General features: G+C 57.3%; 20 protein-coding genes, 3 tRNA genes and 2 rRNA genes. 19 read left to right on the top strand and 6 right to left on the bottom strand.

The features are described from left to right. Positions 1–46 precede the first annotated feature (46 nt). Entirely contained in the window at positions 47–184 is a 138-nt protein-coding gene (gene rpmH / locus HMPREF2919_RS06295) for a 50S ribosomal protein L34 (protein WP_049332235.1), read from the bottom strand. Between the two features lie 569 nt (positions 185–753). Between rpmH and dnaA the strand changes: the two genes are divergently transcribed. The 16 genes from dnaA (at position 754) to rrf (HMPREF2919_RS06215) (ending at position 17,189) form a co-directional block, all read left to right on the top strand. Continuing rightward, positions 754–2,454 (top strand): chromosomal replication initiator protein DnaA, encoded by a 1,701-nt coding sequence (gene dnaA, locus HMPREF2919_RS06290; protein WP_049341944.1) that lies wholly within the window; start codon positions 754–756, stop codon positions 2,452–2,454. Between the two features lie 786 nt (positions 2,455–3,240). Beyond that, on the top strand, positions 3,241–4,365 hold the full coding sequence (gene dnaN, locus HMPREF2919_RS06285) for a DNA polymerase III subunit beta (protein WP_049327445.1): 1,125 nt from the start codon (positions 3,241–3,243) through the stop codon (positions 4,363–4,365). 189 nt (positions 4,366–4,554) lie between these two features. Next, a complete protein-coding gene (gene recF / locus HMPREF2919_RS06280; RefSeq protein ID WP_070634583.1) occupies positions 4,555–5,808 on the top strand; it encodes a DNA replication/repair protein RecF in 1,254 nt (417 codons plus the stop codon). Further along, complete coding sequence (locus HMPREF2919_RS06275) at positions 5,801–6,496, top strand: DciA family protein (RefSeq protein ID WP_070666832.1); 696 nt, start codon at positions 5,801–5,803, stop codon at positions 6,494–6,496. The genes recF and HMPREF2919_RS06275 overlap by 8 nt, the downstream gene beginning before the upstream one ends. A 415-nt stretch (positions 6,497–6,911) precedes the next feature. Continuing rightward, positions 6,912–8,948, top strand: coding sequence for a DNA topoisomerase (ATP-hydrolyzing) subunit B (gene gyrB / locus HMPREF2919_RS06270; protein WP_070666830.1), 2,037 nt, complete (start codon positions 6,912–6,914; stop codon positions 8,946–8,948). Positions 8,949–9,027: 79 nt separating this feature from the next. Further along, positions 9,028–11,658: a DNA gyrase subunit A gene (gene gyrA, locus HMPREF2919_RS06265; RefSeq protein ID WP_070666828.1), complete on the top strand. Its 2,631-nt coding sequence runs from the start codon at positions 9,028–9,030 to the stop codon at positions 11,656–11,658. After that, on the top strand, positions 11,658–12,254 hold the full coding sequence (locus HMPREF2919_RS06260; protein WP_070630113.1) for a DUF3566 domain-containing protein: 597 nt from the start codon (positions 11,658–11,660) through the stop codon (positions 12,252–12,254). Before gyrA ends, HMPREF2919_RS06260 begins: the two co-directional genes overlap by 1 nt. Before the next feature lie 199 nt (positions 12,255–12,453). Then, positions 12,454–12,527 (top strand) — tRNA-Ile (locus HMPREF2919_RS06255). Between the two features lie 144 nt (positions 12,528–12,671). Beyond that, positions 12,672–12,744, top strand: a tRNA-Ala gene (locus tag HMPREF2919_RS06250). A 3-nt stretch (positions 12,745–12,747) separates the two neighbouring features. Next, a 5S ribosomal RNA gene (rrf, locus tag HMPREF2919_RS06245) occupies positions 12,748–12,864 on the top strand. A gap of 593 nt (positions 12,865–13,457) precedes the next feature. After that, positions 13,458–14,687, top strand: coding sequence for an inorganic phosphate transporter (locus HMPREF2919_RS06240; RefSeq protein WP_070507489.1), 1,230 nt, complete (start codon positions 13,458–13,460; stop codon positions 14,685–14,687). Between the two features lie 2 nt (positions 14,688–14,689). Beyond that, positions 14,690–14,995: a hypothetical protein gene (locus HMPREF2919_RS06235; RefSeq protein WP_005504112.1), complete on the top strand. Its 306-nt coding sequence runs from the start codon at positions 14,690–14,692 to the stop codon at positions 14,993–14,995. A gap of 50 nt (positions 14,996–15,045) precedes the next feature. Further along, entirely contained in the window at positions 15,046–15,498 is a 453-nt protein-coding gene (locus HMPREF2919_RS06230) for a DUF3349 domain-containing protein (RefSeq protein ID WP_049345093.1), read from the top strand. Positions 15,499–15,705: 207 nt separating this feature from the next. Beyond that, on the top strand, positions 15,706–16,905 hold the full coding sequence (locus HMPREF2919_RS06225) for an acetamidase (RefSeq protein WP_246824064.1): 1,200 nt from the start codon (positions 15,706–15,708) through the stop codon (positions 16,903–16,905). 91 nt (positions 16,906–16,996) lie between these two features. Next, a tRNA-Ala gene (locus tag HMPREF2919_RS06220) sits at positions 16,997–17,069 on the top strand. 3 nt (positions 17,070–17,072) lie between these two features. Further along, positions 17,073–17,189: ribosomal RNA gene (gene rrf, locus HMPREF2919_RS06215) — 5S ribosomal RNA — on the top strand. Positions 17,190–17,440: 251 nt separating this feature from the next. Here rrf (HMPREF2919_RS06215) and HMPREF2919_RS06210 read toward each other — a convergent pair. Continuing rightward, entirely contained in the window at positions 17,441–17,776 is a 336-nt protein-coding gene (locus tag HMPREF2919_RS06210; protein WP_049345994.1) for a hypothetical protein, read from the bottom strand. A 173-nt stretch (positions 17,777–17,949) separates the two neighbouring features. Between HMPREF2919_RS06210 and HMPREF2919_RS06205 the strand changes: the two genes are divergently transcribed. The 3 genes from HMPREF2919_RS06205 (at position 17,950) to HMPREF2919_RS06195 (ending at position 20,352) form a co-directional block, all read left to right on the top strand. After that, entirely contained in the window at positions 17,950–18,477 is a 528-nt protein-coding gene (locus tag HMPREF2919_RS06205; protein WP_070666825.1) for a peptidylprolyl isomerase, read from the top strand. A 171-nt stretch (positions 18,478–18,648) separates the two neighbouring features. Next, a complete protein-coding gene (locus HMPREF2919_RS06200) occupies positions 18,649–19,473 on the top strand; it encodes a rhomboid family intramembrane serine protease (protein WP_049338659.1) in 825 nt (274 codons plus the stop codon). 57 nt (positions 19,474–19,530) lie between these two features. Further along, positions 19,531–20,352, top strand: a complete 822-nt coding sequence (locus tag HMPREF2919_RS06195; RefSeq protein WP_070666824.1) for a rhomboid family intramembrane serine protease — start codon at positions 19,531–19,533, stop codon at positions 20,350–20,352. A gap of 336 nt (positions 20,353–20,688) precedes the next feature. Here the strand turns inward: HMPREF2919_RS06195 and HMPREF2919_RS06190 are convergent, their stop codons facing one another. The 4 genes from HMPREF2919_RS06190 to HMPREF2919_RS06175 all read right to left on the bottom strand — a co-directional run bounded on the left by HMPREF2919_RS06190 (position 20,689) and on the right by HMPREF2919_RS06175 (position 24,378). Beyond that, positions 20,689–21,507 (bottom strand): shikimate 5-dehydrogenase, encoded by an 819-nt coding sequence (locus HMPREF2919_RS06190; RefSeq protein ID WP_005504124.1) that lies wholly within the window; start codon positions 21,505–21,507, stop codon positions 20,689–20,691. 1 nt (position 21,508) lies between these two features. Beyond that, positions 21,509–21,829 carry a glutaredoxin domain-containing protein gene (locus HMPREF2919_RS06185; protein WP_049338656.1) on the bottom strand — a complete coding sequence of 107 codons (321 nt, stop codon included), beginning with the start codon at positions 21,827–21,829 and terminating at the stop codon, positions 21,509–21,511. Positions 21,830–22,367: 538 nt separating this feature from the next. Further along, the gene (locus HMPREF2919_RS06180; RefSeq protein ID WP_005504128.1) at positions 22,368–22,532 is read right to left on the bottom strand and encodes a hypothetical protein; all 165 of its coding nucleotides are present in this window, start codon (positions 22,530–22,532) and stop codon (positions 22,368–22,370) included. Between the two features lie 448 nt (positions 22,533–22,980). Further along, positions 22,981–24,378, bottom strand: a complete 1,398-nt coding sequence (locus HMPREF2919_RS06175; protein ID WP_049350256.1) for a galactokinase — start codon at positions 24,376–24,378, stop codon at positions 22,981–22,983. Positions 24,379–24,423: the final 45 nt, after the last annotated feature.

The raw sequence follows: 24,423 nt of genomic DNA, 5'->3' as shown, positions 1-24,423 counted from the left end.
CCCCCCGCCGATGCGTGTGCATCGGCGGGCGAACTATATGCCGTGATTAGGCCGAGAGCTTTGCGCGGCCTTTACCGCGGCGGTTCGACAGAATCGCGCGGCCTGCACGGGTACGCATACGCAGACGGAAGCCGTGCTTCTTAGCGCGACGGCGGTTGTTCGGCTGGAAAGTACGCTTGCTCATACTTTGTCTCCTTGATTTTTGCGGTTCGTGCCCTCATGGGTATCGGAACCGTACGCTTCTTGGTGCACGGAGGTACCGCGACTATTCGCAGTAGGCGGTGCACACACAACAGCACAACTTTAGAAGAGTGGAGGGCGTAAATCAAGTTCTTGACGCTTTTTTCCGCGTGATTCCGGGCTCGTTTGTGGTGTGGAGGCGGTGATTGCGGCGGGTGTACAGGCCGTGGAGATACTACGCGCTCTCGGGGTGTAAACCTGGGGATATTTATGGCAGCAGGATATCCACCATGGTGCATATCCCACCCAAACCCCCTACTATCGGTGAGTTATCCACATCCTTGAGCTTTTGGAGTTTTCCGCTAAATATCAGGGAAGAAGCCCCGTTATGCACTTAAATCCACCGCTTATCCACCCCTGTAATTACAAGTTTTCCACCGTGTGGAAAACTCTTGTGGATAACTTTCTCCCCCTGTGTATTAAGCGGGTAGAATCTTAATGACCTCGCGGTGGTTTCCGGCATGATTTCTTTACTGCACCACCGCTTCACATCGAGTGAAAGTAAAGAATTCCATGACCGACTCCCTTCAGGCGCGCTGGGCGCATCTGCTCTCCATTCTTGCCGCCGATCCGGCGGTAACGGCACGTCAGCGCGGTTTCGTGAATCTTGCGCAGCCTCAGGGATTGATGGGTTCTTCTCGCCTCATCATTGAGGTGCCGAATAAGCTCACCCGTGCGGTCTTTGAGGAGCAGATTAGCGCTTCGTTCCGTGCGGCTCTGCACGAGGCATTTGGCCCGTCGACCACCGCGCTTTTCGATGTGAATGAGTCGATGATTCCGGTTGAACCTGCAAATCAGGACGTTTTCCATGGTGAGCGTGAGGTGCCTGCTGAGCAGTCGCACGCACCTGCTGTCGTTCCGGCGGCTTCTGCGCATCCTGAGGCACCCGCCGGTTCGCGCGCTTTTGAGTACTACACGGAGCCACATCCGGGTCCTGACCACTACGAGGTGCCCGCTGATGAGCAAGTCACCCGCCCCTCCCTACACGCCTTGGAGGCGGAGCGTGCAGGATTCCCCTCCGCGCAGCAGGCTGCTCCGGTGGCTCCTGTTGCGGGTGCGCCTCGCGAGTACCCGGCACCCACTTTCGTTCCGGACGCCCCGGCGGTACCGGAGGCCCAGCAGGTGCATCCGCATGAAGACCCGGAAAACGCGCCGACTTGGGATAGCTCTGCCCGACTGAACCCGAACTACACCTTCGACACCTTCGTGATTGGTCAGTCCAACCGCTTTGCGCACGCGAGCGCTTTCGCGGTGGCGGAGCAGCCCGGCATTGTCTACAACCCGCTGTTCATCTACGGCGGTTCGGGCCTGGGTAAGACTCACCTGCTGCACGCAATCGGCCACTACACCAAGTATCTGTACCCGAATTTGCGGGTGCGCTACGTGAATTCTGAGGAGTTCACGAATGACTTCATTAACTCGATCCGTGATGATGAGGGTTCGTCGTTCAAGCAGATTTACCGCAATGTTGACGTTCTTCTGATTGACGATATCCAGTTCTTGGCGGGTAAAGAGGCGACGATGGAGGAGTTCTTCCATACCTTCAACGCCCTGTACAACCACCAGAAGCAGATCGTGATTACCTCTGATTTGCCGCCGAAGCAGCTGACCGGTTTCGCTGAGCGTATGCGTTCGCGTTTCGGTTCGGGCCTGAACGTGGATGTGCAGCCTCCGGAGCTGGAGACCCGTATCGCGATTCTGCGGAAGAAAGCTCAGAACGAGATTCTGCCGGTGCGCGATGACGTCATGGAATACATTGCTTCCCATGTCACGGCGAATATTCGCGAGTTGGAGGGTGCTCTGATTCGTGCGAGCGCTGCCGCCTCGATGAAGAAGCCGCCGGAGCCCATTACCCTGGCTGAGGCTGAGACCTATCTGAAGGATTTGCTCTCTGATACCGGTGGTGCGGAGATTACATCGGCGCTGGTTTTGGCGACGGTGGCGAAGTATTTTGATGTGTCCATTGAGGATATGCAGTCGAAGTCTCGCACCCGTACGCTCACGAATGCGCGCCAGGTGGCGATGTATCTTCTGCGTGAGCTGACCGAGATGTCTCTGCCGCGTATTGGCAACGATCTGGGCGGCCGCGACCATACGACGGTGATGCACGCGGTGCGTAAGGTGAGCGCGCAGATGGCGGAGCGTCAGACGATTTTCAACCAGGTTACTGAGCTGACGAATTTGATCCGCCAGGAGCAGCGCGCCGCCGGCTAGAAGTGCTTTTGTCCCTGTCCCGTAGCTTATTTTGCGTCTTGACTAGGTGTTTTATAGGTTTCGGGGCGGGGATTTCGCGTTGGTTCCAAGGATTTTAGTGACTCGAAAAGCTGGATTTTCGGGGTGTGGATAAGCTGTGCTTTAACTCATGCGTTCGTGTGGACGTTAAGTGCATGAATATTCAAAAGGTGTGGAATCAAGGAAATGCATAAATATCCATACACAATGCATCCTCCGTGCAGGGTGGATTCTTCCACTTAATGTCCACAGGCTACTTCCGCGTCATTGCAGGCAAGGAAGGGGTTTTCCACCGTTTCCACAAGCGTTAACAATACTACTGTACTTAAAGAAAAAATCCTCCCCATAACAAATAGTTCTGCTCGACCGGCCGGCCTGGTTCAGGTTTTTCTGTATACCCCTGCTGAAAGCGTAGATTTTCGCGGATTTGGGTCGTTGCTGCATGCTCTCTCTTGGGTTGGGTTTAGAAAAGAAACCAACACTGAACCACTGCCTAGTTCGAACCTGTTTTCGAGTGGGTTTGCTACATCTTCCGCCTCTCTTTGTAATTACAAAAATACAGCGACCTCGCATGCCTCATCTCACCCGTTTTTTCGCTGCAGAACTGACCTTCGAGTCTCTGTGTAATTACAAAATCCGGTAGGATGGATAGACGCGCGCGCGGAAGATTCACTGCGCACCAGAGCACGCGATATCTCCGGCTCTATCGCCCAAAGCTTTACGTGCGCCCCAAAATGACTCTCCAATTCCGTGAAAGGCGCCTTCTCGATGAAATTCACCGTTGAACGCGATGTCCTTGCCGAAGCAGTCGGCTGGACGGCACGCTCACTTCCGCTGCGTCCCACCTCCCCCGTACTCAACGGTCTGCTGATTACCGCCTCCGCAGGTGAGGTCAGCATCGCAAGCTTCGATCACGAGACCAGCGCCCGCCAGGTCATTGCAGCCGATGTTGAAGCAGAAGGCGTGTGCCTGGTTCCCGGCAAGATCCTGGCAGAAATTTGCCGCTCCCTACCGAACGCACCCGTCGAGTTCACCGCAGATGAGTCCGTGATTCGTATTCACTGCCGTTCCGCTAACTTCCAGCTCGCTGGCATGCCGGTCGTGGACTACCCCGAGCTTCCCGAGCTTCCCGAAATTTCCGGTACCGTGGACGGCGCCGAATTCGCTGAAGCCGTCAAGCAGGTTCAGATTGCGGTGTCCAAGGATGAGACCCTGCCGCTGCTGACCGGTATCCGCGTAGAAATCAACGGCGACACCATGACCCTGCTCGCCACCGACCGCTACCGCCTGGCAATGCGCGAAATCAAGTGGAACCCGACCAACCCTGACGTTCAGGCGGCTGTGCTGCTGAAGGCTAAGACCGTCTCTGAGGTCGGTAGCACCCTCTCCGGTTCCGGCGATCTGTCTATCGCCCTGCCCGCAGCGGGCGAGCTGATCGGCTTCGCAGCGGGTACCCGCCGCACCACCAGCGTTCTGATGGACGGCGACTACCCCAATATCCGTGCGCTGTTCCCCGAGCAGACCCCGATTCACGCGGTGGTTCGCACCTCCGACCTGGCTGAGGCTGCTCGCCGTATCTCCCTCGTGGCGGAGCGCAACACTCCCCTGCGTCTGAAGTTCACTCAGGGTTCGGTTGCTATTGATGCCGGCCGCGGTGATGAGGCTCAGGCTTCCGAGACTCTGCAGGCTCACCTGTCCGGTGATGACATCACCGTTGCGTACAACCCCGCCTACCTCTCGGATGGTTTGAAGGTTTTCGGTACTGAGTTCGTTCGTTTCTCCTTCACCGATGCGCCGAAGCCCGCCGTGATTTCCGGTCAGGACGAGCCGCTGGCTGAGGATGACCGCAACTACCGTTACCTGCTGATGCCGGTTCGCCTGCCGTCGAACTAGTTTCAGCGTCGCTACCCCGCACGTCTTTCGGTGCCCTATGCATCGTGGGTATGTGCGGGGTTGCGCTGTTTTTTCTGTGCTCATCCGTGCGGAAAACCACAGTATTTTGGCCTGCGCACTGTGCCCGCCAGCTGGCGCTGTGAACCCCTGCGACCCCGTATGTGAAACCCCGTGAAAGGAGCTGCTCCGGTGTATATTGACCATATTTCGTTGTTGGATTACCGTACCTACGCCCTGCTGAGCCTGCCTCTTTCGGCGGGAGTTACGGTGTTTCTGGGCTCTAATGGTGTGGGGAAAACCAATATTGTTGAGGCAATCGACTATGCGGCGTCGCTCTCTTCGCACCGTGTGAGCCATGACGGGCCGCTGGTTCGAGCGGGTGCTTCGCGCGCCTATATTCGCACCCGTACGGTGCGCGGTTCGCAGCAGACAGTGACCGAGTTTGAGATTGCTCCGGGGCAGAGTAATCGGGTGCGCATTAATCGTGCCGCGCCAGTGCGCGCCAAGGAGGCGCTGGGCATTGCCCGCACGGTGCTGTTTTCCCCGGAGGATCTGCAACTGGTGAAGGGGGATCCCGCCGGTCGTCGTCGTTTTGTGGATGATTTGGCCAGCTCTTTGCGTCCGGTGGTCTCCGGGTACCGTAGCGAGTATGAGCGGATTTTGCGGCAACGTAATTCGTTGTTGAAATCCATGCAGCGTAAGGCGCGGGACGAGAACGCTTTGAGTACCCTGTCGGTCTGGGATGAGCAACTGTCGACCCTGGGCGCTCAGCTGCTTTCTGCGCGTTTCCGTCTGTTGCAGCGCTTTTTGCCGCAGCTTCGCCGCGCCTACGCGGGGCTGACGGACGGCTCTAAAGAGGTCGGTTTCAACTATGAGTCGACTGTTTTTTCGAGCATGGGTGAACGCTCTATCGAGCATGCGGCGCTGATGCGCATTGAGGACCTCAAGGAGGCTTTGATGCGCGGTTTTGCGGAGCGTCGGCGCGATGAGATTGAGCGCGGCGTGACCCTGGTGGGTCCGCATCGTGAGGATATTACCCTGCTGCTCGGTGGTATGCCGGTGAAGCATTTTGCCTCGCACGGCGAGAGCTGGTCTTTTGCGCTGGCGCTGAAACTGGCGTCCTGGTTTGTGCATGTTGAGGATGATTCCTCGGCGGGTTCTTCGCCGATTCTGATTCTTGATGATGTGTTTGCGGAGCTTGATTCTGCGCGCCGCCACCGCCTGGGTGCGATGGTTGCCGACGCGGAGCAGGTACTGATTACCTGTGCGGTGCTCAGCGATATTCCGGAGGAGCTGGGCGACTACCGCCTGGTGTCGGTGACGGCGGGGCACGCCGAGTATGTGCAGCCTGCCGCTGGTCCTGCCACCGACTCTGTCACTGACTCTGTGGGGCAGTCGAACTCGACCGTTTCTGCGCTCGCGGAGGGTGGCGGCAATGAGTAACCCTGTCTACCCTCAAAACCATGTTTCACGTGAAACATTCGAAGAATTCGCGGAACCGCAGTTTGCGGAGCCTCAAAACCCGCACGAGGTTGACGGCGTGGGTGAGTTCTACCGTGACGAGGTGGACGCCCCCTCCGCCCTGCTAACCCGTATGCGAGTGGCGGCTCAAGAACGCGGCGAGGCGCCCCTGAATGCCTTCTCAGCGAATAAAATCATGCGCGATTTTGGTGCGGTGATGTCCGGTGCCGCCTCGAAGAAGAAATCGCGGCGAGCGCAGGGGTGGGACCCCCGCGTCATGGGCGGCTATAGCGGCCCCGGAGAGAGCTCTCGCGACCCCAAGCCCCTCGGCGGCATCGTCAGTGCCCTGATTCGTTCTCGCGGCTGGAAAGAGCCCGTGGCGGTCTCTAGCGTGCTGGCTCGCTGGACTGAGCTCGTGGGCCCTGAAATTGCGGCGCACACCCGCCCCATCAGCTTCGAAAACTCCATTGTTGAAGTCCAGTGCGACTCTACCGCCTGGACGACTCAGTTGCGCCTGATGCACGGGCACCTCATCGAACTTTTCCGCCGCGAACTGGGTGATGGTGTCGTGGCTCAGGTTCGCGTGCTGGGTCCGAACAACGGACGCTGGAATCAGCGAGGCTATCGGCGTGCCACCGGCATGCGCGGTGTGCGCGACACCTATGGGTAGCCTTCTGAGTGCCTCTGGTGCTCGTTCACCTTCTGATTGAACGGTGTTAGGTCAAAATAAGCCTTTTTCTGCACGGTATGAAAGCTATAGAAGCGCCGGCAACCCCCACGAGGCTGTGAACTGTACCCCCTACCTCAAGAGGGGGTTGAAGCACTCTAAACCGCCTTTGCGGGCTTTTGAGCGGGTAATAGCCTGCAAAAAGCTCAATAAATGACGCCCGTAGATGGTTTTAAGCTCTCTTGCTCGGTAAAATAAAAGAGACAATGCGTAAAGTGTGCCCACCTATGGGCACCACCGGCAACGCGGGTTGTACGGGCACTTTCTTGTGCTCTCTGTGAGGCGTTCTAGGCTCCCCTCTGAGCGGCCCGCCATTTTTCTTCGCCGGTTGCATCATCTACTCAAGGAGTTCTGCCTCGTGGCATCTGAACAGAATGCATCTGAACAGCAGCATGAATACGGTGCATCCGATATTACCGTGCTGGAAGGTCTGGAAGCGGTTCGCAAGCGCCCCGGCATGTACATTGGCTCGACCACTGAGCGCGGTCTGCACCACCTGGTCTACGAGGTTGTAGATAACTCGGTTGACGAGGCGCTCGCCGGTTACGCCTCCAAAATTGACGTGACCATCCAGGCTGATGGTGCTGTTCGCGTAGAGGATGACGGCCGCGGTATTCCCGTGGATGAGCACCCCACCGAGCACAAGTCCACCGTTGAGGTCGTTATGACCGTGCTGCACGCTGGCGGTAAGTTTGGCGGCGGCGGCTACTCTGTTTCTGGTGGTCTGCACGGTGTGGGTATCTCCGTGGTGAACGCGCTGTCCACCCGCGTGATTACCGAGGTGCACCGCCAGGGCTACGCATGGCACATTTCTTTCTCTAATGGCGGTGTGCCGGACGGCCCCCTGCGTAAGGGTGAACCGTCCGATAAGACCGGTACCATTCAGACTTTCTACCCGGACCCCGAGATTTTCGAGACCGTCGAGTTCGACTTTGAGACTCTGCGCGCCCGTTTCCAGCAGATGGCGTTCCTGAACAAGGGCCTGACCATCACCCTGACCGATGAGCGCGAGAAGTTCGTCGGTGACGAGGTTGCTGAAGAGAGCGAGAAGAAGGAAAACATCCTCAACCGCGTGCGCGCGAACGCTGAGGGTTTCACGACTGTCACCTACCGTTACGACAACGGTCTGTTCGACTACGTACACTTCCTCAACGCAGGCGCGAAGACCATCGTGAACGAGGAGATTGTCTCCTTCGAAGCCGAAGACACTGAGCGCAATATGAGCCTGGAAGTGGCGATGCAGTGGACCGGCGCCTACAAGGAATCCGTCTACTCGTACGCGAACACGATTAACACCCACGAGGGCGGTACTCACGAAGAGGGTTTCCGTGCCGCTCTGACCTCGCTGGTGAACCGTTACGCGCGTGAGAACAAGCTGTTGCGCGATAAGGACGATAACCTCACCGGTGAAGACGTGCGTGAGGGCCTGACCGCGGTGATTTCGATTAAGATTTCCGAGCCGCAGTTCGAGGGTCAGACCAAGACCAAGCTGGGTAACTCGGAGGCTAAGTCCTTCACCCAGCGTGAGGTGAACGATCACCTCGGCGACTGGTTCGGTCGTAACCCCGCGGTGGCGAAGGATATCGTGCGCCGCGCGATCACCGCCGCTCAGGCGCGTATTGCAGCCCGTAAGGCACGCGAGACGACCCGCCGCAAGGGTCTGCTGGAGACCAGCTCCATGCCCGGTAAGCTCAAGGACTGCTCCTCGAAGGATCCGTCGATCTCTGAGATTTACCTGGTGGAGGGTGACTCTGCGGGTGGTTCGGCTGTTCAGGGTCGCAACCCGAACACTCAGGCTATTCTGCCGCTGCGCGGTAAGATCCTGAACGTTGAGCGCGCTCGCCTGGACCGTGCCCTGTCCAACGCTGAAATTCAGGCGATGATTACCGCTTTCGGTACCGGCATTGGTGACGACTTCGATATTGAGAAGGCACGCTACCACAAGATCGTTCTGATGGCGGATGCGGACGTCGATGGCCAGCATATTACGACTCTGCTACTGACTCTGCTCTTCCGCTTTATGCGTCCGCTGATTGAGGCTGGCTACGTGTACCTGGCTCAGCCGCCGTTGTACCGCATCAAGTGGTCGAACGCTCCGCACGATTATGTGTACTCGGACGCTGAGCGTGATGAGGCTCTGGCTCGTGGTGCTGCGAAGAACCTGCGCCTGCCCAAGGAGAACGGTATTCAGCGTTACAAGGGTCTGGGCGAGATGGACTACACCGAGCTGTGGGACACCACCATGGATCCGGCTCGCCGCACCCTGCTTCAGGTGAAGATGGAGGATGCAGCGGCGGCTGACCAGATCTTCTCTGTTCTGATGGGCGAGGACGTTGAGGCTCGCCGTGAGTTTATCCAGCAGAACGCAAAGGACATTCGATTCCTCGATATCTAGCCCGAATCAATATATACCCTACGGGCAATATACCAGTCGGGGTATATATTGATTGAGCTATTAATTTAATGAGAAAGTTATGAGCGAAGAACACCAGAATGAGACTACCAAAGCTGACGTTGTCAGCAATGGTGGCGCTGAAAGCGTAGACCACCACGGTCACATTGAACAGGTGGACCTGCAGACCGAAATGCAGCGTTCCTACCTGGACTACGCAATGGCGGTTATTATTGGCCGCGCCCTGCCGGATGTGCGTGACGGCCTCAAGCCCGTGCACCGCCGCGTGATCTACGCGATGTACGACGGCGGCTACCGCCCGGACCGATCCTTCAATAAGTGTGCCCGCGTGGTTGGCGACGTAATGGGTCAGTTCCACCCCCACGGCGATATCGCTATCTACGACACTCTGGTGCGTCTGATTCAGAGCTGGATTATGCGTTACCCGCTGGCTCTGGGTCAGGGTAACTTCGGCTCCCCCGGTAACGACGGTGCCGCAGCGCCTCGATACACCGAGACCAAGATGGCTCCCATCGCCCTTGAGATGGTGCGTGACATCAACGAAGACACCGTTGATTTCCAGCCCAACTACGACGGCAAGTCCCTGGAGCCTACCGTTCTGCCCGCGCGCATCCCGAACCTGCTGGTCAACGGTTCTTCGGGTATTGCTGTGGGTATGGCGACCAATATTCCGCCGCATAACCTGCGTGAGGTTGCCGAGGGTGTGGAGTGGTTCCTGAAGAACCCGCACGCGACCAATGAGGAGCTGCTGAACGCTCTGATGGCGCGCATTAAGGGCCCCGATTTCCCGACCGGTGCGCAGATTCTGGGCACCAAGGGCATTGAGGATGCGTACCGTACTGGCCGCGGCTCTATCACCATGCGCGCGGTGGTCAACGTGGAGGAAATCCACGGTCGTACCTGCCTGGTGGTTACCGAGCTGCCGTACCAGGCGAACCCGGATAACCTGGCGATTAAGATTGCTGAGCTCATCAAGGACGGTAAGGTCACCGGCATCGCGGATCTGCGCGATGAGACTTCGGGCCGTACCGGTCAGCGTCTGGTGATTGTGCTCAAGCGTGATGCTTCCCCGAAGGTTGTGCTGAACAACCTGTACAAGCACACCCAGTTGCAGGAGAACTTCTCCGCGAATATGCTCGCCATTGTGGATGGCGTGCCGCGTACCCTGTCCCTGGATGCGTTTGTGCGTCACTGGGTGGATCACCAGATGGACGTTATCGTTCGTCGTACCCGTTACCGTCTGCGTCAGGCGGAGGAAGAGGCGCACATCCTGCGTGGCCTGCTGAAGGCTCTGGATGCTCTGGATGAGGTTATTGCCCTGATTCGCCGCTCCCCCACCGCTGATGAGGCGCGTAGCGGCCTGATGGAGTTCCTGCAGATTGATGAGGCTCAGGCTCAGGCAATTCTGAACATGCAGCTGCGTCGTCTGGCTGCCCTGGAGCGTCAGAAGATTCAGGATCGTCACGATGAGCTGATGCGCATGATCGCTGAGTACAACGCGATTATTGCTTCGGAGACTCGCCAGCGCGAGATTATCTCTGAGGAGCTGGGTGAGATTGTGAACCGCTACGGCGATGAGCGTCGCACCCAGATTATGTACGGCTACAACGGCGACATGTCCATGGAAGACCTCATCCCCGAGGAGGAGGTCGTGGTGACGATTACTCGCGGCGGCTACATTAAGCGCACCCGCAGTGATCAGTACCGTAGCCAGCACCGTGGTGGTAAGGGCATTAAGGGTGCCTCGCTGCGCGGTGATGACGTGGTGGAGCACTTCTTTGTGACCACTACGCACAGCTGGATTCTGTTCTTCACGAACCTGGGTCGCGTGTACCGTGCGAAGGGTTACGAGCTGCAGGAAGCCGGTCGTGACGCGAAGGGCCAGCACATTGCGAACCTGCTGGAGTTCCAGGGCGGTGAGCATATTGCTCAGGTCATGGAGCTGAAGAGCTACGAGGATGCTGAGTACCTGGTGCTTGCTACTCGCGGCGGCATGGTGAAGAAGAGCCGCCTGAGCGATTACGATACGAACCGTACTGCCGGCCTGATTGCGATTAACCTGCGTGAGGGCGATGAGGTTGTTTCGGCGTTCACCGTTTCGGATAAGGACGATATTCTGCTGGTGTCGCGTAACGGTATGTCGCTGCGCTTCCATGCTGATGATGCGTCGTTGCGCCCGATGGGTCGTTCGACCTCCGGTGTGACCGGTATGAAGTTCCGTGAGGGCGATGAGCTGATTTCTGCGAATGTGGTTACTGAGGGCTCCTTCGTCTTCGTGGTCACTGAGGGTGGTTACGCGAAGCGTACGAGCGTGGATGAGTACCGTGTGCAGGGCCGTAACGGCTTCGGCATTAAGGTTGCTAAGCTAGTTGAGGATCGTGGCGCCCTGGTGGGTGGCCTCATTGTGGACGAAGAGGACGAGGTGCTGGTGGTTATGGCCAGCGGCAAGGTCGTTCGTTCGAACGTGAATGAGGTTCCTGCGAAGGGACGCGATACTATGGGTGTTATCTTTGCAAAGCCCGGTAAGGGCGATTCTATTATTGGTGTTGCACGCAACCAGGATCGTCAGCTGGATGATAGCGACGATGAAACCACTGAGAACACCGAGGCTTCGGAGTCTTCTGAGGCGCCCGGTTCGGACAACGAGGGTGAAGCGGCGGCTGCCGATCTCACCGCTACTGGAGGTAACTAATGAGCAGCACTCCCGCGAGCTCCTCTCCTGCGTCGGCACAGCGTTCGGCGTCGGCTGGTGCATCTAAGTCTTCGGGTGCGGCTAAGGCTGGCGCGCGTCGCCCGGCTCAGGCACGTTCGGGTCAGGGTCGTCCTGGCGGTACCGCTAAGCGTCCTGCTGGCAAGCGCCCTGTGAACGCTAAGCGTCCGACTGGTTCGCGCCGTCAGCTGGTGCGTCCTGCGCCGCGTTCGAAGATTCGTCGTGCGCGTCTGGTGGTTCAGAAGGTTGATACGTGGTCGGTGGCTAAGCTGATCTTCTTGCTGTCTATTGCTTTGGGCATTGTGACTGTGGTGGCTTCGGTGATTCTGTGGCTGTTCCTGCAGGCTTCTGGTGCGTTTACCGGTGTGAACCAGCTGATTAGCTCTCTGGGTACTGGTTCGACCACTGTGGATATTTCGCAGATGATTTCGCTGGGTCAGGTTGCTTTGGTGACTACTATTTTTGCTGTGGTCAACACTGTGGTCTTTACTCTGCTGGGTATGATTGGCGCGATTCTGTACAACCTGGCTGCGAAGCTGGTTGGTGGCGTGACCTTGACTCTGAGCGATGAGTCCTAGTTTGTAGCTTTTTGAGCTTTGTGTGCGGGCGGTTCTGTCTCTGGTGGAGGCGGTGCCGCCCGTTCTGCATGCCCCGCTCTGTATGCTCGGGAACCCCCAATATTAAAGTGTGATACAGAACATGCTTTTTCGATTTGGTGTTACCTTCAAACACCTGTATAGTTATATCTCGTTCTACGGAAGAAATTCCGCAGAAGGAGGGCGTATAGCTCAGACGGTTAGAGCGCTTCGCTGATAACGAAGAGGTCCCAAGTTCGATTCTTGGTACGCCCACTCCACACTATGAAAGGCAATAATGAAGAAATTATTGATTCTTGCTGTTCTTTCGTGTGTTACTGTGATGGTTCTGAAAAAGTACCAGAGCAATGAGGTCGTGAAGGCTTGGAAAAATAACTAAACAGTGGTTTCCGCTGAGACGGGGGCGTGGCGCAATTGGTAGCGCATCTGCTTTGCAAGCAGAGGGTTAGGGGTTCGAGTCCCCTCGCCTCCACTTTCCGGTGATTATAGCAAGAGGGAAACGCCTGGTTCCATTCCGAACCCAGAAGCTAAGACTCTTCGCGCCGATGGTACTGCACTTTTGTGGGTGTGGGAGAGTAGGTCATCGCCGGTTTATTTTTGAGAAAGACCCCGTATCGAAAGATACGGGGTCTTTTATTGTATTCGCTGATGCGAGTGGCAGATTCGGCATGGGCGCCTCGTGAAGCTGGCGTATTGTGCGCGCTACGAATTGGCAGCTGGGGCTGTTCCTTCTCGACGCTCAAGCGTGCGCCGCTATAGAAAACCAGCTACCGCAGAGAACTTGTGCCGCCGAAACCCCAGTACTGTAACCCCAGTGCCGCAAAAACCCACAGGGGTGTCCCGTGTGGGTAGCTCGGTGACCTAAATGAGGTCTGAATAATAAAGGTGTGTCACAAAAAGAAAGCTGGGAGGTTCCTGAAAGTGAACACTTGGTGAACACACTTTAGCCTCTTGATGGATATAATCACCCCTCTCCCCCGCACTCTCGCATAAGCCACATAAACCAACTTAAGCATTCCGATAGGTGCACCCTTTTTTCCGCGGAATATCGGGAGAGTTTCCCCTGAAATATGGGCTCTATAGTAAAACCCTCATAAAAATCCGCTCAATGCCGTGGGTTTATCTGTTATTTCGTGTTAATTCGGAATACTTTAGATTTCGCGAAAACCGACAGATAATTTTCTTGTGACTACAGAACTCATTATTCTCGTGATCGTGGTGCTGACCGCGCTCGCCTTCGACTTTACGAATGGCTTCCACGACACCGGCAACGCGATGGCAACCTCCATCGCCACCGGTGCGCTGAAGCCTAAGACCGCCGTGGCGCTGTCTGCGTCCCTGAACCTCGTCGGCGCGTTCCTCTCTGTTGAGGTGGCACGCTCGGTTGGTAGCGGCATCGTGAACCTGGATCGTATCGATGTAACAACAGACGGCCCGGCGCTGATGCTTATCGTCTTTACCGGCCTGGTTGGCGGCATCCTCTGGAATGTTTTGACCTGGCTTCTGGGTCTTCCCTCCTCCTCATCGCACGCTCTGTTTGGTGGCCTGATTGGTTCGGCTATTGTCGCGATCGGCTTTGACGGCGTGCAGTGGATGGGCGTTCTGTCCAAGATTATTGTTCCCGCGGTCCTCTCCCCCGTCATTGCGGCTATTGTGGCGGCAACCGGCACTTGGCTGGTCTACCGTATTGCTGCCCCGGTGGCTGACGACCGTAAGCACGGCGGCTTCCGCAAGGGACAGGTTGCGACCGCATCCCTGATGTCTCTGGCGCACGGTACTAACGATGCACAGAAGACCATGGGCGTGATCTTCCTGGCTCTGGTTGCTTCGGGTACTCTGCGCAACGATGACGCGATCCCCCTGTGGGTGAAGGCTTCCTGCGCTATCGCTATTGCTCTGGGTACTTACCTGGGCGGTTGGCGCATTATCCGCACCCTCGGTAAGGGCATCGTTGAGGTTGACACCCCGCAGGGCGTTGCCGCTGACGGTGCATCTGCTGCGATTATTCTGACTTCCTCCCACTTCGGTATGGCACTGTCCACCACTCACGTGGCGTCCGGCTCGATTCTGGGTAGTGGCCTGGGCCGTAAGGGTGCTGAGGTGCGCTGGTCTGTTGCTGGCCGCATGGTGGTTGCTTGGCTGATTACTCTGCCGGCTGCCGCGATTGTGGGTGCTCTGACCTGGCTGATTGGTCATGGCCTGAATGCTCTGACCGGTACCCAGTTCATTGGCGAAATGACCGTGTTCGCTTTGCTGGTAGTCTTCTGCTTCCTGATGTGGCGTCATTCCCAGAAGGACAACATTGACGCTTCGAACGTGACTGGCGACTGGGATGAAAAGGAAGGCGCTGCAGTCACCAGCGCTGAGGCATCCGCAGAAGCCCAGACCCTTGCTACTGGGAAGGCAGGTTCGTAGTCGTGGAATATCTGATTGACATTGTGAACAAGGTTATTCCGGTGCTGATTGCCGGTTTGTTCTTTGGTGCGGGCCTTCCGGCGCTCTATGCGCTGGGTCTGCGTATGCTGGCTGGTCGTACCGAGTACACCGCGGACGGCAAGCTGGTTGAAATTGAGCCTCCGGGAACGGCGGCGAAGATTGCTGCGTTCTGCATTTTTGCTATTATCGTAGCAATCGTAATCATCGGTATTCTCTGGGTCGCTAAGGACTTTATCGACCACACTTTCGGCTGGAATATCTTCGGCGTAACCGGTGGAGGCCACTAATCCCGTGAACACTAAATTGCATATAATGACTGCTTCGAAGGAGGGGCTCGATGCCTGATAAGAGCATGATCTCTCGAGTAATCGACTGGCTGAGCGTCGGGTATCCCAAGGATGTTCCGGTGCAGGACCGCGCGGCAGTGATGGCTATTTTGAAGATGCGTCTGACCGATGAGCAGCTGCAGGAAGTTGTTCGCCAGCTCATGCAGTCTCGTGCTGCTCGTGGCGAGGCGTACGTGAGCGACCAGCGCATTAACGAGTACATTCGTCGAGTGGTGGATCATACCCCGACCCCGCAGGATATTGACCGCGTCGCTAAGATTCTGGGTGCGCACGGCTTCCTGATTGCGGAGAACCACGTGAACGAGGATGCGGAGCCCACCGCAGGCGGCACCGAGTACGTTGCGTATGAGGATCCGACGACCGGCGAGATTCGCATTGCGGAGCTTGCTGCTGAGTCGGCTAATATCCCGGCTCCGAATGCTACTTCGGCTGAGGAAGCTTAAATAATCTGCGCTGAGAGTTCAGAGCTCTCATGAAGCTTGTGACCTATGGGGTGGACTGAGTCCACCCCATAGGTTTTCTTTATGCCCTTGCGATGGATGCGCAGCGGGTTGTCGGCATGCGCATAGGTGCGGGCGGTATTCTAGAGGGACTTCACTCCCCTCAAACCGTTGGTGGGCTTTGCGCTCGCCCTGCATCCTGGAGATTCTGTGTCTTCTTCCCCTTCTTTGGAACCCGAGAACTCTCACATTCCCGATACTTCTACCCGGGGAGCCTCTCAGGGCTCTTCTGAGGCAGCATCCGTTGCCGCTGAGGACTCTGTGACTAAGACCCCCTCTACCCGCGTAGATGCCGCTAAAGAGGCTATTGCCGGGCAGGTGCGCCGCCTCGTGGTGCCCCGCCGTTCCCTGCTTCTGACCGGCGGCGTGGTTGCCGCCGCCGGGGTGCTTGCCGCAATGCCGCAGATCGCCGCCACCGGTGTGCTGGGCGAGGATGCTGCGGTGGTGGTTTCAACGGAGAAGCTGTTGGCGCGTCGTGAGCGTCTGGTGCGTGAAAATATCGATACCCGCTACCTGAAGATTGAGTCGCTGGGGCGTATTTATGTGGGTAAGGGGCGTAGTGAACAGGACCTGCGTCTGGTGGGTTCTTTCTCCCTCACGGCGGCGGCACAGGCCGATTTGGCGGCGGCTGCTACGGCTCTGACTAATCTGTCCGTTTACGGTTCTTTGCACCGGCTGAGCGTTACCTATGGCGGTGTGGATTTGGCGAATGACCCGCAGAACGTTGCTAATACGGTGACGGATGCGCCGGTGAGCCCACTGCGAGTCAATGATTCGGCGACTTTGAAAGAAGAGCAGTGGCTGAAGGTACTGACCGCTAACGCAGCGCTGGGAACTAATGCGAGCTACGCTCAGGTGGGGCTGCTTGCGGATGAGCTGCGCCTGAACGCTGTGGTGATTGATGAGAACTATGAATCCCTGCTGAAGCGTTTCCGCTCCCTGGCTGAGCTGGATCTGAAGAACGAGCGGGTACAGCAGATTCATCTGAATATTCAGTTGGCTCCGGAGAAGGCGCTGAGCCTGCCCTCGGGTGCGCAGTCGAAGATTTCGGTGAGTGTTGCCGAGTCTTCACGCGTGGCAACGGTTGCTGATGTGCTGTCGAAGGCTGCCACGAAGAAGGAGCTGAACACTTTGGCCTCGTTCTCGCTGGTGTGGAATGCTCGTGAGAAGTACCCCTCGGCGAGCCAGTGGGATGCGTTCAAGCTGGGCTTCAAGGCGCCGGAATCGAAGGAGGAGTCTGCGAAGGAGGCGCAACGCACCGCGGTTCGTAAGTATCTGCAGGAAGTGAGCGGTCCGCTGCAGGCTCTGACGAAGCGTGAGGCGACGGTGCCGGGTGAGGTTATTACCTAAACCCCTCAGTAATGTGATGGGTCTAACTAAAAAAATGTGCCTGGGGATTTGGTGAAGCCGCAAAAGGTGTTATAGACTAGTAGGGCACCGCGGGGGCGTGGCGCAATTGGTAGCGCATCTGCTTTGCAAGCAGAGGGTTAGGGGTTCGAGTCCCCTCGCCTCCACTTTCCGGTGATTATAGCAAGAGGGAAACGCCTGGTTCCATTCCGAACCCAGAAGCTAAGACTCTTCGCGCCGATGGTACTGCACTTTTGTGGGTGTGGGAGAGTAGGTCATCGCCGGTTTATTTTTGAACCGAGAACCCCATGTCGAAAGACATGGGGTTCTTTGTGTATCCGGGAAATATCAAGGGGATACCCGGGGAAGGTTAGCGCTCTAGCTACAGCCACCTCCCCCCTCCAAAACCAAGAAAAACCCAAAACAATAGCCGCCCGCCAGAGCAGAAACTCTAGCGGGCGGCTATCTTTCATAAAGCACTCCCTCACGCCGCCAGCGGCGCCTCAGAAAGCCTTAGAGAAAAAGATACAGGGAACGCTTATGCGTTCTTCCAGGGGTCCTCTACGGGACGAGCTGCGTTGTAAGCTGCTGCGCCTGCAACACCCAGAGCAACCAGCAGACCCAGGAACGCCAGGCCCTTACGGGGGCGCTTGCCGCCGTTACGCTCAATACGAGCCAGTTCCTTCTCAGCGGCGCGAACGGTCTTCGCGGTAGCCTTACGAGCCTTCTTCAGCGCCTTCTTGTTGCCGGTCAGCTTCTCAGCGAACATCTCAGCGGTCTTGCCTTCCAGCGCGGACTCAACAGCAGCCAGGGAAGAGACAACAGCCTGAGCCTTAGCAGCCTTGCGTGCCTTACGCTTCTTGCAGCAGAACATGGGGTGACCTCCATCGGTTGAAATGCGCCAGCGACCAGAAAACGCCGCCGCGCGCGTAGTGTTCACCTCTCAGGATATTCAATTCCCGCCCAAAAAGCCCGCCCAACGGTGCGCCCGGGGCGAAAAAACATGTTAGATGGCGAATGAGCGCCGCCCCGTGCCACAATAGAGCCATGACTAATGCAACTGCTAAGGCAACTATCCACACTAACTACGGTGACATCGTCGTCGAGCTCTTCGGCAACCACGCACCGCTGACTGTTGAGAACTTCATCGGCCTCGCTGACGGCTCCCGTCAGTGGAAGCACCCCCGCACCGGTGAAATCATGAACACCCCCCTGTACAAGGACGTCGTGTTCCACCGCATCATCAAGGACTTCATGATTCAGGGTGGTGACCCCCTGGGCATGGGCGTTGGTGGCCCCGGCTACCAGTTCAAGGACGAGATTCACCCCGAACTCTCCTTCTCCAAGCCCTACCTGCTGGCAATGGCTAACGCAGGCCCCGGCACCAACGGTTCTCAGTTCTTCATCACCCCCGTTGAGACCCCTTGGCTGAACGGCCGCCACACCATCTTCGGTGAGGTTACCGACGAGGCATCCAAGAAGGTTGTTGACGCTATTGAGGGCGTTGAGACCGGCTTCCAGGACCGCCCGGTCAAGGACGTTGTCATCTCCTCGATCGACATCGAAAAGCTCTAATAAACCCCATCGGAAGGCTCATACGAGCATTCTGCTGAAGGTGTTGAGAAAACACGTATAGTTCAGGGGCCCGCCAGGATTCTTCCGGTGGGTCCCTGCGCTTATATGCCCGCGCGCGCCATCCCCCGCACACCACCCCGGTTGATCCGGTACACAACCCCTGGAGGTTCAGTGGAGAACTTTCCCAACTACGCAGGCTACGGGCAGACCCCAACCGTCTGCGTCAACCACCCCAACCGCGTTAGCTATGCCCAGTGCAAGCGCTGCAACCGCACCGTCTGCGGCGAATGCCAGGTAGCGCTGGATGTGGGCATGGTCTGCCCCGACTGCTACCGCGACCTCACGGGCGGCAGCTCGAAGGCGCAAGGTTCGAAAGCACAGGGCTCATTCCTGGCGCGCCACTGGCACATTACGTACACGCTCATTCTGATTAACGTCGCGATGTACGGTCTGCAGCAGATCATTCCCAATGAATGGGTGGTTAGGCACGGCAACATCTGGTGGCCCTACGTCCAGCATGGCGAGTACTACCGCATCATCAGCTACGGTTTTCTGCACATGCAGAACGACCCGATGCACCTGGTGTGGAACATGATTAACCTCTTCATCTACGGCGTGTCCCTCGAACGCATGATGGGGCGCTGGAAGTTCCTCCTCGTGTACCTGGGCTCTATCGTCTTCGGCGCCCTCGGCGTGTACGTGCTGGCATCTGACACCAGCGTGGTGGGTGCCTCCGGTGGTCTATTCGGCCTCATGGGCTCTTTCTTGACCCTGCTAATCATCAGGAAGCAGAAGGACACCGCACGAGTGTTCGTCATGATTACTGCCCCGAACATCATCTATAGCATTCTGACCCCCTCGAATATCTCCCACGCATGCCATGCGGGTGGTTTTGTCGGTGGTGTGCTGTTGACACTGCTGTTTGTCCCGCTTGTGGATAAGCCCGAGCCTCCTCAGCAGCAGAGCCCGCAGCAATGGCAAAACGGCAGGTACTAAGCCTGAAAATACGTGAAAAATCTTCGGAAAATCCGGCACACAACCCTTGGAGGGTCAGTGGAGAACTTTCCCAACTACATGAATTACGGGCAGAGCCCCACGGTCTGCGTCAACCACCCCGACCGCGTTAGCTACGCCCAGTGTGGGCGCTGCAACCGCACCGTCTGCGGCGAATGCCAGGTAGCGCTGGATGTGGGCATGGTCTGCCCCGACTGCTACCGTGACCTCAATGGAGGCGCCTCGAGCCCGAAGCGTTCCTTCATCGCCCGTCACTGGCATATTACGTACACGCTCATTCTGATTAACGTCGTGGTGTACGGTCTGCAACAGATTATTCCATTCCGTTGGGTGCACAACCTCGGCATGATGTCTGGTCCCCGTGTTCACCACGGCGAGTACTACCGCCTCATCACGCACGGGTTTGTGCACTCGCAAACTGATCCGATGCACCTGGTGTGGAACATGATTTACCTCTTCATCTTCGGTGTGTCCCTCGAGCGCATGATGGGGCGGTGGAAGTTCCTCTTCGTATATATGGCGGCTACCGTGGGTGCCGGCTGCAGCGTGTACCTCTTCTCCTACTACCGGGGTGCCGTGGGTGCGTCAGGCGGTGTGTACGGTCTCTACGGCGCGTTCTTCGTCCTTCTGCTTCTTCGGAAGCAGAAGGACACCGCACGCCTCTTTATTCTGCTCATGGGTATTGATGTTGTGCAGAGCCTCTTCCACCCGAATATTTCCCACGCGGGACACTTTGGCGGTCTTGTCAGTGGCGCGCTCGCGACCCTGCTGATTATTCCGTTCGTGAAGAAGCCCGAGTCATCTGAATCTTCGGAGCCGCCGCAACAGGGCCTGCAGCGGCGGTTCAAGGGCCGCTATTGAGCCTGAAACCCGCGGAAATCCGCCTCGGAGTCGGGTTATCCACAGCAGTTTTCCACATTGTGTATAACTACATTCGTGTAATTCCACGAGTGTGAGTACATGTTAAAAACCTGTGGATACAGGCTAGAATGACCGAATTACACAGAGTGAATTACACGGGTGTAAGAGTTTTCCCCAGATTTCTCCACAGATGTGGAAAACCTTAAATACCAGGGTGTGTGTAATTACAAAAAATTCCGGTGCTACGCACCAACAAAAAGTGCCCGGAAGGATCAACCTTCCGGGCACTTTCACGTATCGAGCCCCTTACGGGGCAAAGAAGCAGCGGGTGCGAACCTAGTTCGCCTGAGCCTCCGCCTCCTCAACCTCCTCGGGGGTGAGCTCCACACCGGTGTACAGGCGGAACTGCTCAGCGGCCTGCAGAGCAATCACCTCACCGCCGTGAATAACTTCCTTACCCGCCGCGCGAGCCGCACGAACCAGCGGAGTCTCAACAGGCATCGCCACCACGTCAAAGACCACCTGCGCCTCAGCAATAGCCTCCTGCGGGTAGGACAGCTCCTCGCTCTCCTCACCGCCAGCCATGCCAATCGGGGTCACGTTCACCAGAATCGGCGCTCGCAGGTTGCCCACCTCCGGCGCCCAGGCGTACTCGTAACGCTCAGCCAGCGCGCGACCGGTCTCCTCGTTACGGGCAATAATCATGCCCTGCGAGAAGCCCGCATCAAAGAACGCGCCAGCCACAGCCGCAGCCATACCGCCCGAACCGCGCAGCAGGAACGGCAGAGACGGATCCACATTATGCGAACGCAGCAGGGAAGCCACCGCAATCACATCCGTGTTGTACGCCTTCAAGAAGCCGTCAGTGTTCACAATCGTGTTCACCGCACCAATAACCGCAGCCGAGTGGTCCATATCGTCCATCAGCGGGATAACAGCCTGCTTAAACGGCATAGACACCGAGCAGCCACGAATACCTAGAGCACGCACGCCGGCGATAGCACCCTCAATATCGGTGGTGGTCATCGCCTTGTACAGGTAATCCAGACCGTGCTTCTCGTACAGGTAATTGTGGAACTTAATACCGTGATTCGACGGGCGACCAGACAGGGAAATGCAGACCGTCGTATCGCGGTTCAGTGCCGGGCGAGCCATCTTAAGCCTCGCCGCTAGAGTTGAGGGTGTTCTCAATCAGCTTCTTCACCTTGTTGCGGCTCACCAAGTCAGCGACCACAAAGTGGGTGTCGCCGGTATCCACGGTGGGGACGGTCGCGTTGCCGTCGTTGAGGGACTTCACATGCGCCTCAGCCTGCGGATCCTCCCAAATGTTCACCCAGGTAGCGTGGTCGCCCAGCTCGCCCAGCTTAGAATCCAGAGCCTCGCAGTAGGGGCAGCCGGGGCGCCAATAAATGACGACGCCACCATCCTTCATGACCTCGCGTGCCTTCTGCTGATCGGACTGCTGACGTTCAAACATAGTTCCTCCATAGACGGGGTGCTCCGCGGTCTTCAGGAGGCACTGAAACCTACCTGAGGGCGCAGCTCAATAAGTTGACATATCAAGCATAGCCTGAGGTTACAGGGGCAGGGGAGAGGTCCTCATAGGGCGAACGCCCGCGCCGCACCCCGGCAGCCCGTGCAGCACTCCCGCAGAAGCCTTCACCCTGCTCTCCAGAAGCCTGTGCCCCGCCCCAGATGCCTTCCCCCGCGCATTAACGGCATACGCCCCACACCAAGGTTGCCGGACCAATGATGCGGGGCGTATACAGTTCGCGAGAAAACGCGAGTACTTGTGCTGAGTAAGAGTAAAAGAAGAGTGAAAACAGGCTACCAGGCGGTAACCGAAGCTGAGCAATATGCCGAGTGAGTCGGTGAATGAAAGAACCCAGGCGGGGCAGAACGCCCCATTATTTGAGAGAGATGTTGAGTGAAAGCCTGTAATGCAAACCCAGGGAAATGGCGCCCTACCCCATGAGGAGGCGAGGCAGGGCGCCAATCCAAAGGAGGCTGTCGCCTTACTTGCCGAACTTCTCGGTCAGCTTGGAGACGTTCTCGGTCACGACCTCTTCAACCTTGGCAACGTGCTCGTCAGTGACGACCTCCTTGCCAGCCTTTTCGTTGATGACTTCCTGAGCCTTGTCGAGGCCCTGCTCAACGGTGCCCTTGATATCGAAGCCCACGGGGGCCTCCTTTCTGCGCTTTCGCGCTCTAAAGCCTCACTCTTGGTGAGGTACCTGCCCGGGGCGGGCAGAAAACTGGAGTGTGATGCTTTGGTGGACGAAACCTGCAAGCTGGGCTTGTATGTGACGGTCGAACCCAGTGTAGATGCTATCCATATGCCGGACTATGCGCATCGAAACTTTACAGCTCACGGATTGCGTCCGTCGATAAGTGTACATACCCGCGAAGGCAAGAAAAACCACCCTCAGAAAACGTGGCGCCACTTTTGACCAACGACCAAAAAATTATGGCTTATCAGCGCGTTATTGCAGGGGATAACCGGAGGAAAATTGCAGAAACTCGCAGGAAACTTCCAGCTATGAATATTGTTCAAACCCTGAAAAAACGCCCCTATGACACCCCGCCGATTTATGACAGACCTCAGCTGGCAAACCTCAGCGCCCAACCCTACAACACCGGAATATCCGTAGGATCAGCGCCCGCAGCCCAATCATGAGACGCCGCAAAACCAGCAACCATCGGCAAAAAACGAGGCGCCGCATAGCCGCGCACAGCATACGCAGTCGCCACCGCATCCGCGGCAGCTTCCAGCTGAGAGGTCGGAATCAACGCCATCACCGCGCCACCGAAACCTCCACCCACAATACGGGCACCCAACGCGCCCCGATCCAGGCACACCTGCACCGCATCATCAATCTCCGGGCGAGAAACACGTAACTCATCACGCATCGACACAAACGACTCCGTGAAAATGCGGCCAGCCTCCTCAAATGCCGCGAAACCAAGCTCATCAGCGTGCTGCAGCAAATAGCTCGCACGACCCACCAGAGTCATATCGTGGAACGCATGACGCACCCAACCACGCGGGAACGAACACGGACGACCCGCGTCCTCCAGCGCATCCAGGGCACGATTCACCGAAGAATCCACCAAATCCGCACGCCACGCCTTCGCAGCACGCGCATCCATACCCGCACACGACAAATCCTCCGGTAGGGCATCACGCAAAAAACGCAGACCCAAAGCATCAGCGCACGCCTCAGACGCCGCACGACGAGCCGCAAAACCGCCATCCGTCAGCTCATGCGGAGTGTTCGTATCAATCACCAAAAAACTCAGGCCATGCTGAGCAATATCCACCGCAACCGGCTCGATCGAAAAATCACGGAAATCAACCACCAGAGCCTGCTCCGGATACGAACGCAATGACGCCGTCTGATCCAGGCCACCCGTATGCGCGCCAGCCATCTTATTCTCAGCCGTAATACACACCTGAGCCAGACGCGCACGCAACGCATCACTATCAGCCGGGGTAGCATCCGCTTCCGGGCACTCATCACGCACCGGACACGAGAGCTCCAACAACGCCAACGCCGTCGAACACTCCAAAGCCGCCGAAGATGACAAACCGCCACCCACCGGAACACGAGAATTAATCAGCAGGTCAGCACCAAACTCATCGGGCAGCATAATATCCCTGCCACCCTCCTGATTCATCGCCCACGCAACACCCGCCACATAGGTGAACCAGCCCTTCAAATGACCCGGTTGAATATCGCGAATCACGACCGTGCGCTCATCGCCGGGCATCTGCAAAGAAGCCGCGCGCAACACGCCATCACGACGCAACGCACCCGCCACATAGGTGCGGTACGGCAACGGCATCGGCAGGCACGAGCCACCCAAAAAATCAATGTACTCGCCCAAAAGATTCAGACGCCCAGGCGCAGACCACACACCATCCGGCTCATAACCATACGCAGTAATAAACTCCTCACGCACACGCGCAATCTCCGCGCTATGGTCCGGAAGAGCCGCCCACTGGGCGGTAGCGGTCATCGACATGGAACACCTCTGATAAAGCCCAACAGGGCACTAAGACATAAACAA

Source organism: Rothia sp. HMSC068E02, from assembly GCF_001813565.1.
Classification (GTDB): Bacteria; Actinomycetota; Actinomycetes; order Actinomycetales; family Micrococcaceae; genus Rothia.
The sequence above is the reverse complement of the archived record's forward strand: the minus strand, read 5'-3'. Positions and strand labels throughout refer to the sequence as shown.

Coding starts and splice junctions, on each gene's coding strand:
- dnaN (WP_049327445.1), top strand. CDS start 3,241: ATGAAATTCACCGTTGAACGCGATGTCCTTGCCGAAGCAGTCGGCTGG.
- HMPREF2919_RS06205 (WP_070666825.1), top strand. CDS start 17,950: ATGACTAATGCAACTGCTAAGGCAACTATCCACACTAACTACGGTGAC.
- rpmH (WP_049332235.1), bottom strand. CDS start 184: ATGAGCAAGCGTACTTTCCAGCCGAACAACCGCCGTCGCGCTAAGAAG.
- HMPREF2919_RS06210 (WP_049345994.1), bottom strand. CDS start 17,776: ATGTTCTGCTGCAAGAAGCGTAAGGCACGCAAGGCTGCTAAGGCTCAG.
- HMPREF2919_RS06260 (WP_070630113.1), top strand. CDS start 11,658: ATGAGCAGCACTCCCGCGAGCTCCTCTCCTGCGTCGGCACAGCGTTCG.
- dnaA (WP_049341944.1), top strand. CDS start 754: ATGACCGACTCCCTTCAGGCGCGCTGGGCGCATCTGCTCTCCATTCTT.
- HMPREF2919_RS06275 (WP_070666832.1), top strand. CDS start 5,801: ATGAGTAACCCTGTCTACCCTCAAAACCATGTTTCACGTGAAACATTC.
- HMPREF2919_RS06185 (WP_049338656.1), bottom strand. CDS start 21,829: ATGTTTGAACGTCAGCAGTCCGATCAGCAGAAGGCACGCGAGGTCATG.
- HMPREF2919_RS06190 (WP_005504124.1), bottom strand. CDS start 21,507: ATGGCTCGCCCGGCACTGAACCGCGATACGACGGTCTGCATTTCCCTG.
- HMPREF2919_RS06175 (WP_049350256.1), bottom strand. CDS start 24,378: ATGTCGATGACCGCTACCGCCCAGTGGGCGGCTCTTCCGGACCATAGC.
- gyrA (WP_070666828.1), top strand. CDS start 9,028: ATGAGCGAAGAACACCAGAATGAGACTACCAAAGCTGACGTTGTCAGC.
- HMPREF2919_RS06230 (WP_049345093.1), top strand. CDS start 15,046: ATGCCTGATAAGAGCATGATCTCTCGAGTAATCGACTGGCTGAGCGTC.